General features: G+C 66.0%; 9 protein-coding genes. 1 reads left to right on the forward strand and 8 read right to left on the reverse strand.

Annotation, left to right across the window (positions count from 1 at the left end; translation table 11 throughout):
* Positions 1–44 precede the first annotated feature (44 nt).
* The gene (locus BKH28_RS09075) at positions 45–5,045 is read right to left on the reverse strand and encodes a DEAD/DEAH box helicase (protein ID WP_075418522.1); all 5,001 of its coding nucleotides are present in this window, start codon (positions 5,043–5,045) and stop codon (positions 45–47) included.
* Positions 5,046–5,192: 147 nt separating this feature from the next.
* On the opposite strand from BKH28_RS09075, the gene BKH28_RS09080 reads away from it, so the two are divergent.
* Entirely contained in the window at positions 5,193–6,668 is a 1,476-nt protein-coding gene (locus BKH28_RS09080; protein WP_075418494.1) for an NCS2 family permease, read from the forward strand.
* 334 nt (positions 6,669–7,002) lie between these two features.
* Here the strand turns inward: BKH28_RS09080 and BKH28_RS09085 are convergent, their stop codons facing one another.
* The 7 genes from BKH28_RS09085 to BKH28_RS09100 form a co-directional block, all read right to left on the reverse strand.
* On the reverse strand, positions 7,003–7,632 hold the full coding sequence (locus tag BKH28_RS09085) for a hypothetical protein (protein WP_075418495.1): 630 nt from the start codon (positions 7,630–7,632) through the stop codon (positions 7,003–7,005).
* Between the two features lie 11 nt (positions 7,633–7,643).
* A complete protein-coding gene (locus tag BKH28_RS09090) occupies positions 7,644–8,069 on the reverse strand; it encodes a hypothetical protein (protein WP_075418496.1) in 426 nt (141 codons plus the stop codon).
* 212 nt (positions 8,070–8,281) lie between these two features.
* Positions 8,282–8,893: a hypothetical protein gene (locus BKH28_RS09095; protein ID WP_143224122.1), complete on the reverse strand. Its 612-nt coding sequence runs from the start codon at positions 8,891–8,893 to the stop codon at positions 8,282–8,284.
* Positions 8,894–8,951: 58 nt separating this feature from the next.
* A complete protein-coding gene (locus BKH28_RS13400; protein ID WP_143224115.1) occupies positions 8,952–9,392 on the reverse strand; it encodes a Tox-REase-5 domain-containing protein in 441 nt (146 codons plus the stop codon).
* A 147-nt stretch (positions 9,393–9,539) separates the two neighbouring features.
* Positions 9,540–10,100, reverse strand: coding sequence for a DUF6301 family protein (locus tag BKH28_RS13405; protein WP_143224116.1), 561 nt, complete (start codon positions 10,098–10,100; stop codon positions 9,540–9,542).
* A 14-nt stretch (positions 10,101–10,114) separates the two neighbouring features.
* Positions 10,115–10,639 carry a DUF6301 family protein gene (locus tag BKH28_RS13410; RefSeq protein ID WP_143224117.1) on the reverse strand — a complete coding sequence of 175 codons (525 nt, stop codon included), beginning with the start codon at positions 10,637–10,639 and terminating at the stop codon, positions 10,115–10,117.
* Positions 10,640–10,755: 116 nt separating this feature from the next.
* Positions 10,756–11,403: DUF6301 family protein (locus tag BKH28_RS09100; protein ID WP_218638023.1), on the reverse strand; the 648-nt coding region annotated here is incomplete at its 5' end.

Raw genomic sequence — 11,403 nt, forward strand, 5'->3', positions numbered from 1 at the left:
CGCACCATGGGCCGGCTTCTGTCACCGGTGATGGGCCGGCCCGCTCATCGCCAAGTGGCCCCGTAAGGGCCGACGGCGAGCCGCATCCCCCTGGGATCGCGCACGAAACCGGCCTGACGCAAGAGGTCGCTCACGGTGGGCTCCAGCGCGGTGACCCCGTTGAGGGACTCCACCACTGTGCGGCGCCTGACCGCCGCGGCCCCTTGGCGCGCAAACATCCGCTGCCTGTCGGCCGCCAGCGCGGTTAGGGCACGCACCAGATCCTCGCGCTCGGACGTGTAGGAGATGAGGACCTTGAGGTTCTCCGAGGCGTAGAGCACCGGGGCGCCGCCCAGCACGACGACGCTCGCCCCCTGGCGCCGGACCGGCGGGCCACTCGTCTGCTCGCTGCGGTCCCGGGCCGACTCGCCGAGGCCTGCGGGCAGTACCGGCTCAGGCCACGGCACCCCGCGCCCGACGAGACAGGCCGGGTCCTTGAGATCGAGCACGACCGGTGTTGCCGCCGCGCCGCCGGGGTCGTGGCTGAGGGACCGCAGCCGGTCAACGCTCTCCCGCTCGGCGAACTGCACCGGCCCCAGGCCCTCAATGAAACCGCCGCGCAGAACCACCCCGGTCTCCTCCATGCGCCGCAGCACCGGCATGAGCGGCCCGAGCCCTCCCGCCCCGCCGAAGGTCAGGGCGAGGTCGCGGGAGACGACCCCGTAGCGGTCCAGCAGAGACTCCACCTCCGCGATCGCCCGCTCCTCATCGCCCGCCGAGGCGGAAGACAGCCTCACCCAGGAGGTGGAGCCCAGAACGGAGGACAACCGCCCGGCCGCTGTCACCTCCCCGGCGCGCGGCATCTCCATCATGAGGCGACGGCCCCGGCGGCTGCGCACCCGCCGTGAGGATGGTGCGGTGCGCGTCCCGGCGGCGGGCGCCAGTGCCCGGCGCACCGGCTCGAAGGAGCGGCCCGTGGCGGCCCCCTCACGAACCAGCTGCCAGAGCCCCTCCCCGGTGACGCCCGCTTCCCGGCCCTCCGGCGCCTCCGGCTCACCCGGGGCGGTCGCCTCCCCGGCGACCGGCGCCAGGGCGGAGTCCGTGGGGAAGAAGGCGATCTCGCCCGGAGCGGGGACGTCGTCGGCCCCGGTCCTCACCCGGGTGGGACCGGACCGGGACACGGCATCGCCGACGGGCCGCGCCTGCCAGACGACCTCCCCGGAGGCGATGAGCTCATCAAGCATGGCCGGCCGGTAGTCGGCCACGCGCGCGGGCAGCACCACCGACTCCCACAGGCCGGCCGGCAGCCACACGCCCTCCAGTGCCGCCAGGGCCTCCGCCAGGGCGTCGACGCCGCTGCCCGGCTCATCCAGCCCCGCCCGCTCCAGCACGAGACGCTGAAGAGCCGCGGGTGGCACCGGCGCGACGGCGGCCCGCGCCCGGGCCAGGGAGCGGTGGCGCACCCGGGTGAGAACCGCCGACTCCATCCACCCCGCGGCCCCCAGGTCCACGAGGGAGCCGTCCCCGGCCAGCTCGGCCAGGGCTCCCTCCGCCACCGCCGCCCCCAGCCCGAAGGCCAGCGCCACGCGCTGCGGCGTCACAGTCGTGTGGGTGCGCGCGTAACGCAGAAGCAGGTCGTTCAGCGGTGAACGGGCCACCGCGGTCCGCTCGACAGCGCCACCGGCCTCAGCCCGCTCCAGCGCCCAGTCGGGGACCTCCGCTCCCAGGGCCCGCCGCAGATCCTGGGCATCCTCGACCCGGGCCCACAGCTCCCGCCCGCCGACCCGCACCGCGGCGGCTCGGTGCGCCCCGGCCAGCTCGGCAAGCGCCCGCCCGACCGTCCGCTCGACCTTGCGCTTGTCCCCGCGTTCGACGTCGTCGCCGGCCCCGTCCACGCCGTCTCCTCGCGTCTCCTCTCCCGGCTCCCGCCGGTCGAGGTCGGTGCACCGCTCGACCAGCTCGGCCGCGCTCAACGGACCCAGCTCACGCAGCAGGTCGGCGATCCCCTCGGCATCGGCGCGCACCCGCCGACCGGGAGCCAGGTGCTGGAGCTCGGCCTCCACCTGGGCCAGGACCTCGTCGTCGAGCAGATCCGCGACGCCGCCGTCGCCCAGCAGTGCGTCGAGCACCTTGGGGTCCAGGGAGAGCAGCTGGGCCCGGCGCTCGGCGTGGGGCAGGTCCTCCTGGTAGATCAGCGTGCTCGCGTACCCGAACAGCAGCGGATGGGCGAAGGGCGACGGCTCACTGGTGACGGCCTCGACGACGCGCACCCGGCCGGAGGCGAGACGCTCCATGAGGTCGGTGAGCGCGGGCAGGTCGTAGTACTGCTGGAGGCACTCGCGCGCCGCCTCCACGCTGACGGGGAAGTCCTGGAACTGGCGGGAGGCCTCGAGCAGCTGGCCGGCCTTGACCCGCTGCAGCCACAACGGCGTGCGGTGCCCCGGGCGGGCTGCGGGCATGAGCAGGGCGCGGGCGGCGCACTCGCGGAACCGGGCCGCGAACAGCGCCGTCGTCTCGATCCTGCTCCGCACGAGGGAGGAGATCTCCGCGGCGTCGAAGGTGATGAGCCCGGCCGTCGGGAGGCGGCCCTCAACCGGTGGGATCTGCAGGACGATGCCGTCGTCGGCCACGATGATCTGCGGGCGCACCCCCAGGAGCTGGTGCACCCGCTCCCGAATCGCCATCACCCAGGGCTCGTGGACGCACCGACCCAGCGTGCTGTGGACGATGATCCGCCAGCTGCCGGACTCGTCCTCATAGCGCTCCAGGACCAGGGTCTCATCCGTCGGCAGGGCGCCGGTGGCTCGGTACTGCTCGCGCAGCAGCGCCAGCAGGTTGCTGCGGGCATGATCATCCAGCCCCGCCTCCGTGAGCCGCCGCCGCAGCGCCTGCTCGCCCTCCGACTCCCCGGCTCCCGCCTCCGACGGCAAGGAGGCCTGCGCCTGACGCAGGAAGACGCCCTTGGCGAGCCCGGTGGCCGCAGGTCTGCCCAGCCCCTCGCCCTTCCAGAACGGCAGGCGGGCGCTGCGCCCCTCGGCCGGGTCGACGACGACACGGTCCCCCGTGATCTGACGGATCCGCCAGCTCGACGTCCCCAGCGTGATGATGTCCCCCGGGCTGGACTCGTGCACCATCTCCTCGTCGAGCTCCCCGACCCGCCGCCGCCCGGAATCCTGCGCCCCCTCGGGCAGGACGACGGGGAACATGCCCCGGTCCGGGATCGTGCCCGAGGACGCCACCGCCAGCCGCTGCGTGCTGGGCCGGGCACTGAGCTCACCGGTGGCGCGGTCCCACACGATCCGCGGCGAGAAGTCCGCCAGGTCCGCCGAGGCGAAGCCACCGGACAGCAGCTCCAGGACCGAGTCGAAGGCCGAGCGCGGCAGCGAGGTGTAGGGGGCCGACCGAGTGACGGTGGCGAACCAGGCGTCGGCCGTCAGCCCACCCGCCACACTCACCGCGGCGACCGTCTGCTGTGCCAGCACGTCCAGGGCGTTGGACACCAGCTCCGTGCGCTCGATCGCCCCGGCGCGCATCCCCTCAGCGGCGACGACGGCGTCCACCAGGTGAGTGCGCTCCACGGGGTAGATGACGCCGCGCGGCCGCCCGCCCACCCGGTGGTCGGCGCGCCCCACCCGCTGCAGGCCCGCCGCGACCGACGGGGGCGGCGCCACCTGGAGCACGAGGTCGACCGAGCCGATGTCGATGCCGAGCTCGAGCGAGGCCGTGGCCACCACGCACCTCAGCTCACCCGCGGCCAGCTCCCGCTCCACACCGAGACGCTGCTCCTTGGAGACCGACCCGTGGTGGGCCTTGGCGATCACCGGGGCGCCCGCCGCCAGGGGCTCGGTGTGCGAACCGGTTCCCATCTCCCAGGACTCCCTGTGAACCGGCACCTGCGGCGTCGGCGCCGCCGCCCCGAGACGCGCGGCGTAGGCCTCGTTGAGGTGCGCAGTGAGCCGCTCGCAGGCACCCCGGGAGTTGACGAAGACCAGTGTCGTGCGGTGGGCCAGGACCTGGTCGAGGATCGCGTTCTCAAGGTGCGGCCAGATCGAGGCCGACACCCGGGCGGGCACCCCGGCACCGGGCCCGTCAGCCCGCCCCGCCGCCATGGCTCGCCCCAGTGCCCGGTCGGAGCGCCAGGCATGCGAGGACCCCGCCCGCCCGAGCCCGGAGGGCCGGGAGCCGCGGCCACTGCCCGCGCTCGCGGGTGCCGCCAGCGCCCGCTCCATCCGGGTGCGGCGGTCCGAGATCGCCGGGACGCGTGCCATGTTCTCCACCGGCACGGCCACCGTGACCTCCGGCGTCGCCCGGCCGTCGTCGGCGATGATCGTCACCGGGTGCGGCCCGCCGAGGAAGCGGGCGACCTCCTCAGGGGGCGAGACGGTGGCGGACAGACCGATGCGCTGCGCCGGGCGCCCCAGGAGGTCATCGAGGCGTTCCAGCGACACGGCCAGGTGTGTGCCGCGCTTGGAACCGGCAAAGGAGTGGATCTCGTCGACGATGACCGTCTCCACCGTCCGCAGCGTCTCCCGCACGGCGCTGGTGAGCATGAGGTAGAGCGACTCCGGCGTCGTGATGAGGATGCTGGGCGGATGACTGCGCAGCCGACGACGCTCCCGCGTGGGCGTGTCCCCCGAGCGAACCCCCACCGAGATCGGGCGGGTGGGGCCGACGGCGGAGATTCCCGCCAGCGGCCGGCGCAGGTTGCGCTCCACATCCGCTCCCAGAGCCTTGAGCGGGGAGATGTAGAGGACCCGCACGCCGTCGGCCTCGGCCGGCGCTCGTCCTGACGCCGCCCCGGTCCCCTTCTCCTCCGCGACCGGCTCCCGCCCCAGGCGGTCGATGGCTGACAGGAAGGACGCGAGCGTCTTGCCCGAACCGGTGGGGGCGATGACCAGGGCGTTCTCACCCCGGCCGATCGCGGCCCAGGCCCGCTCCTGCACAGGGGTGGGGCCGGCGGGGAAGGCGCTGAGGAACCAGGTGCGCGTGGCCGGGGAGAATCCTTCCCAGCCCGGCTCGTGCGGCCCCGCGACGGCAGGGTCCCCTACTGACTCGGTCACTGCCATCACCTCCTCCCGTCCGGTCTCACCGACCATCCTTCCACGAGGGTGTGACAGCAATTCCGGGGCCTGAGCATCAGGGCGAGCACTGGGGGAGCGGTGACGGTATCGCTCAGTTTCGCTCAGCGCGTGATGTTCTGAAAGAATGCCGCCGTGAGCTCCCGTACTCCCACCAAGTCCTCGTCGGCATCATCCTCCTCATCCGGCCAGATCTCCGGGCTGGATCGGTTCTTCCACATCACCGAACGCGGTTCGAGCATCTCCCGAGAGATCCGTGGCGGCATCGTCACCTTCTTCTCGATGAGCTACATCCTCGTCCTCAACCCCGCAATCCTGTCCAAGGCGAGTCCCCCGGGAACCGAGGCCCAGCTCGCCGCCGGCACCGCTTTCGTCGCCGCGGTCATGACGATCCTCATGGGCGTCGTCGCCAACTACCCGATGGCCCTGGCCGCGGGCCTGGGGATCAACGCGATGGTCGCCTACACCCTCGTGGGCACCCAGGGCATGACCTACGCCGACGCCATGGGCCTCATCGTCATCGAGGGCATCATCATCCTCGTCCTAGTGCTCACCGGCTTCCGAGAGGCCGTCTTCAAGGCCGTCCCGGACCAGCTCAAGACCGCGATCTCGGTGGGCATCGGTCTGTTCATCGCGCTCATCGGACTGGTGGACGCCAAGATGGTGCGCCGCGGCGGCACCCCCCTGGAGCTGGGCCTGGGCGGCTCCCTTCAGGGCTGGCCGGTCCTCGTCTTCCTCTTCGGCCTCTTCCTCATGGTGGTGCTCCACGTGCGCAAGGTCCGCGGCGCCATCCTCATCGGTATCGCCTCGGCCACGGTCCTGGCCATCATCATCGACGCCGTCGCCCACCTGGGCCCCTTCAACGACGACCCGGAGAAGGGTCCTCTCAACCTCACCGGCTGGTCCCTGTCCGAGCCGCACCTGGACGGCTTCCCGGTGGACCTGCCGAGCCTGTCGACGCTGGGTCACTTCAGCCTGCTGGGCAGTGTCCACAAGGTCGGCATCGTCTCAGTGATCCTCCTGGTCTTCTCCCTGCTGCTGGCCGACTTCTTCGACACGATGGGCACCATGGTCGCCATCGGCGCCGAGGGTGACCTGCTCGACGAGCACGGCAACCCGCCCAAGACACGCGAGATCCTCGTCGTCGACTCCCTGGCTGCTATCGCCGGTGGTGTCGGGGGCGTCTCCTCCAACACCTCCTACGTGGAGTCCGCCGCGGGCGTGGGGGAGGGGGCCCGCACGGGTCTGGCCTCCGTGGTCACCGGCTGCATGTTCGCCCTGTCCATGTTCTTCGCGCCGCTGGTCAAGATGGTCCCCTATGAGGCGGCCACCCCGGCGCTCGTGGTGGTCGGTTTCCTCATGATGATGCAGGTGACCGACATCGACTGGAAGTCCCCGGAGATCGCCCTGCCGGCCTTCCTGACCATCATCATGATGCCCTTCTCCTACTCGATCACCAACGGGATCGGGGCCGGCTTCGTGTCCTACCTGGTCGTCGAGGTGGCTCAGGGCAGGGCGCGGAGGATTCACCCGCTCATGTGGGTGGCCTGCGCGATGTTCGTCGTCTACTTCACCCTCGCCCCGATCAAGGCGATCCTCGGCGTCTCCTGACGAGAATCGACGGCCTCCGGCAGACGCTCCGGAAGCGCCCTCTCGTCGGGTACCGACGGTGTGGATGTCCACATCTGCAGCAAAGGCTCTGAACTGTCTCGCTCCTCCGGAAGCAAACCGCATGATTTCGCGGTTGCTGCTGGTGCGGTGAGTGGCGTCGAATCCCCTTTGTTGCAGATGTGGACACTCTGTCCCCGGCTGCCGCCTCCGCTCTTCTCAACCCGTCCCTCGCGCTCCGGTTCAGGAGCCGTTTCACGTGCCTCAGCGGCCTACGAGGGATAGAGACGGAAGTTCTGCTCGATGACTGATCTGGGCCGCGCGCAGCGGTTGGTTATCACCACTGGTTGAGGATGGTGGGGTAGGTGTCGGGGGTGCCGAAGGTGAAGATGGCGCCGTTGCCCACCGGGTTGGTTCTGGTGGCCAGCTGGGTGGCTCGTTGGTAGTGGGGCGAGTCGGAGGCGAAGAACATCTTCCAGCCCGGCAGGTATCTGTAAGGCGGTGGAGTAGGAGAGCGTGGGCGCTCTTTGCCGGCCAGGGTTCCGATGATTCCGGGTGCGAAGGTGCTGGCGGTGGTGTGCATGAGGGCGTCGGCCAGGTCCTCGCTGGCGTCCAGGGCGGACCCGAGAGCCTGGCCGATCATGAGTACGATGCCGGCGTTTCCGGGGGTGGGCCTGTTGAAGCTCAGCATGAGTTTGTTGCCTTGTCCGATCGGTCCTGAGAAGGCCGGTGTGAGGCCGAAGTCGGGGAAGCTGGAGGTGGCTTGGGCGTTGCGGATGTACTGGAGGAGGTAGTCCTGGGTGATGGGTGGGGACTGCTCGGCCTCCTGACGGCTGTCGGCGGTGGGGCGCCACAGGTCCAGGGAGAGGTGCAGGGGCCTGACCTGCTGGATCCACTCCCACACCCGACGCCCCTCAGAGACCGGGTCACCAAGAGCCTGCCGTTTGAAACTGAGGTCCCATCGCATGGTTGCCTCCTTTAGTGGAAGTACTGGGGGTACTCGATGTAGGGGTCGTGCTCTGTGTGGTCGACCCACTGGTCGATGACCTGCTGAGGTGTGATGCCAGGTGTAAGGACAGTGTGTCCGTCGAAGACACTGGTAGTGAACCACAGCACCAGATTCGGGTCGGGGTTCAGTGAACGGACCCAGGCAGCGATATCAGCCGCCTCCTCAAAATCTAATGCACCATCAGCTGAGATGAGTTTATTATCGCGAAAATGACTGACGGTGACTGCTATGTCATCAGGGTTGATGATGATGTCGACGTCAGTTTCACGCTCGTCCTCTCCCCACTGTAGAACCCTGCTTCCTGGCCATCTTTTGTTGGCCTCAAGAAGAAATATACTTCCGTCTGTTATCGTCTGTGCTGCGCTGAGTTCTGGAAACAGGAAACTAATGCTCATGGATTTCTTCCAGTTATGGAGTCATGGAATCGTGTGAACAGTTAAGGTGGTGCTTTTGTGATGACAGAGACGGTTCGTGTCTTATCCCCGACACCCGCCGAAATGTGCTGTTCCACATTCGCTCCACGCGCCGCGGTTGGTGTTAGTGCTCAGGTGCAGTGGGCGGGCGTGCTCGACGATGGTGTTGCGGGCCTCGTGTGCTGGCCGGTTGGTCACCATTGGTTGAGGATGGTGGGGTAGGTGTCGGGGGTGCCGAAGGTGAAGATGGCGCCGTTACCCACAGGGGCGATGCTGGTGGCCAGCTGGGTGGCTCGTTGGTAGGGGGGTGAGTCGGAGGCGAAGAACATCTTCCAGCCCGGAATGTAGTTGTAGGGCTCTGGGGTGGGGTTAAGTGGGTGGTCCTTACGGGTCAGGGCTCCGATGATGTTGGGTGTGAAGGTGCTGGCGGTGGTGTGCATGAGGGTGTCGGCCAGGTCCTCGCTGGCGTCCAGGGCGGACCCGAGAGCCTGGCCGATCATGAGTCCGATGCTGGCGTCTCCGGGTGTGGGCATGTTGAAGCTCAGCTCGAGCTTGTTGCCCTGTCCGATCTGTCCTGAGAAGGCCGGGGCGAGGCCGAAGTCGGGGAAGCTGGAGGTGGCTTGGACGTCGCGGATGTACTGGAGGAGGTAGTCCTGGGTGATGGGTGGGGACTGCTCGGCCTCCTGACGGCTGTCGGCGGTGGGGCGCCACAGGTCCAGGGAGAGGTGCAGGGGCCTGACCTGCTGGATCCACTCCCACACCCGACGCCCCTCAGAGACCGGGTCACCAAGAGCCCGCCGCCTCATGTGTAGGCGCCATTCCATGATCATTGTCCTTTCCTCGTGGTGCTGATTATCTGAGATGTTAGTTGGGTGGCGTGTAGAAGAGTTCGATCTCGGCAGGGAATTCGCCCCAATCCTGCTTGTCTCTGAGGACGTCGAACGTATATTTTTCGGCGATGTGCCATTGGATGGGGGTTGTGGCTCCCGCATTGCGGACGGCTTCAAGTCTCCTTAGTGTCCAGTCAACGAGTCCACCATTTCCATAAACTGAGGCTGTCCAGTTTGTCTCTATGAACTTGAGTAGCCCCTCACCTTTGGCGTCGACGGGAATGCCATCCCGATATCCGTCGAAGGAAACGTCCCCAACATGGTAATAGTATTCTGCTGGAACGTTGGTGACCTGCTCTTTGTAATAAAGGTTACGTGTGAGTGTAGCTTCTAGGTCGTTATTGGTTCCGTGGGCGTCAACGTTCTTGTGCATGAGGGTGTCGGGAATGCCGTTTGGTGATGAGTTAAATTTCATAGTTCAACTGTTCATTGTTGGTAGTCGGGTGTGGGGTGCATGGGTGTTTAGCATTTCAGGGTAGGTCTTGCTGCGACCTTGGTCGCTGTGAATAGGTGTATTGTCGCCGGAACGGGAAAAGCAGTGTGTGGATTCTATGGTCTGTTTTCAGTCGCATCCATGGTCTACGATGCGGCGAATGGCCTGCATGTTTCTTTCTGTTTGCGCTGGCGAATGGATGCGCATTTTTAGGTATGTCTGATTGAGGATCAGAATTAATGAGATGTGGTTGGGAAGTGTCCAGCTTCCTGATTGCCCGACCTCGTTACTGCTGGTTGTAGGTCTCCCGTACAGGCTTGAGATTGCACTCAGGTAGTCATTGTAGATTCTATGAACGACAGGAGTCGTTCTCGGTATCAACTCTGTGGGCGGACGGGGAGTGAGTTCGATGTCGATTCCTGAGATGATGCCGGGACTGATGAAATCGTACCTAATGGTTCCGTTGTTATTTCCGTTAGGAATGGGGATGCTGAATAGTTCCTCTTCTCCAGTCATGATCGTCCAGCCGCACTGGCCGCAAAGAGTGAAGGCTCCTTCTTTGCTGATAGGCCACGGGTGCTCTGTCCATGTTCTCACCAAGGTTGCAAAATGCTCTGCTGAGTATGTGATGAACGTGAATCCCGCAGCCTGAGTGAAGTCGATTGTGGCGGATGCATTTTCCATTCCCATGTCCTAACTATTGATTAACTGGGGATCGCTGAGAGTGTCGCTTCTGGCGAGCGGATATAGAGTGAGATATAAGTGTTTCCTGGTGAAAGAAAAACTGAGGATCCGTTTGGGAGGATCCAGTCCACGTACAGTCCTGTATGCTCAAGTTGCTCTTTGGGGTCGCCATACAGTTTCAAGAGCGCATCCAGGTACTCTCTGTAAATTGAGTGCGTTATTTGGGATGTCTTCTCTCGAAACTGGAGGACGGCGCGTGTGGTAATCATGATGTCGACACCACAGGTGAGGCTTTGATCGCCGGTGTCGACAAGAATGTGGCTATCCTCCATGCCGTTGCTGACTCGGGTACTGAAGTAGCGGTCACCATCTGGAGAACCAACCCATCCGCACAGGTCGCGTAGCGTGAAGGCCTCCTGCAGAGTCATGGGCCAGGGAGCCTCCGTCCAAGCCTTGACTATGGATATCATCCGGTCGGGTGGGTAGGCGTAGAATGGGGTTCCGGCAGAACTGCTGTAGTCGCGAATTGGCGATGTATCGGCCACCATTGTCTCCTCAATGCGACTTGGTCTGATAGTTTGGTGTGGTTCAACGCAGGTTTTCACGCGCTCGTAAGGGTGTTTGGTGGGCTCATGAGAATGGTGTGCTTATACGGTCCGCTCTAGGGGAGGTCGGGTCCGTACTTGCTTTCATAGTAGGCGGCCAGCGCCGCGTTGTGTGTTTCGGTTGGCGAGTTGATGGTGACTTCGACAAATGTTCCTACAGAGGCGAGGTTTATGGATGCGTTGCTGGGGAGCATCCAGTCGCTGTGGGGACCGAACTTGTCCCTGCCTTCTTTGGGTGGGCCGTATACTGTGGTCAGGGCGTTCCGGTAGTCGGTGTAGACGGACTGCGTGATAGCAGATACGCGCGCCTCCAGTTCCACGGGGACCCAGGTGGTCAATCGAGCATCGATGCTGTTGACGAGGCTGCGGTCCCGGGTATCTTCCATGATGGTGCCGTCTGTCTCCCCGCTGCTCACGGGGGTGGTGAAGAAAGTACCGTCGTGCGGGGCTCCGGTCCACCCGCACTGGTCGCGCAGGAGGAAGGCTTCGTCAAGAGTGATGGGCCAGGTGTGCTCCGCCCAAGCTCTCACGATGGAGACCATCTGCTCGGTGGCGTACGCGTAGAATGGGGTTCCGGCAGAACTGCTGTAGTCGCGAATTGGCGATGTATCGGCCACCATTGTCTCCTCAATGCGACTTGGTCTGATAGTTTGGTGTGGTTCAACGCAGGTTTTCACACGGTCATAAGGGTGTTTGGTGGGCTC

It is taken from the genome of Actinomyces oris, from assembly GCF_001937665.1.
GTDB classification, from domain to species: domain Bacteria; phylum Actinomycetota; class Actinomycetes; order Actinomycetales; family Actinomycetaceae; genus Actinomyces; species Actinomyces stomatis.

Excerpts from the sequence above, each read along its gene's own strand:
- BKH28_RS09085 (WP_075418495.1), bottom strand. The coding sequence starts at position 7,632 with ATGCGATGGGACCTCAGTTTCAAACGGCAGGCTCTTGGTGACCCGGTC.
- BKH28_RS13405 (WP_143224116.1), bottom strand. The coding sequence starts at position 10,100 with ATGGGAATGGAAAATGCATCCGCCACAATCGACTTCACTCAGGCTGCG.
- BKH28_RS09090 (WP_075418496.1), bottom strand. The coding sequence starts at position 8,069 with ATGAGCATTAGTTTCCTGTTTCCAGAACTCAGCGCAGCACAGACGATA.
- BKH28_RS13400 (WP_143224115.1), bottom strand. The coding sequence starts at position 9,392 with ATGAAATTTAACTCATCACCAAACGGCATTCCCGACACCCTCATGCAC.
- BKH28_RS09095 (WP_143224122.1), bottom strand. The coding sequence starts at position 8,893 with ATGAGGCGGCGGGCTCTTGGTGACCCGGTCTCTGAGGGGCGTCGGGTG.
- BKH28_RS09075 (WP_075418522.1), bottom strand. The coding sequence starts at position 5,045 with ATGGCAGTGACCGAGTCAGTAGGGGACCCTGCCGTCGCGGGGCCGCAC.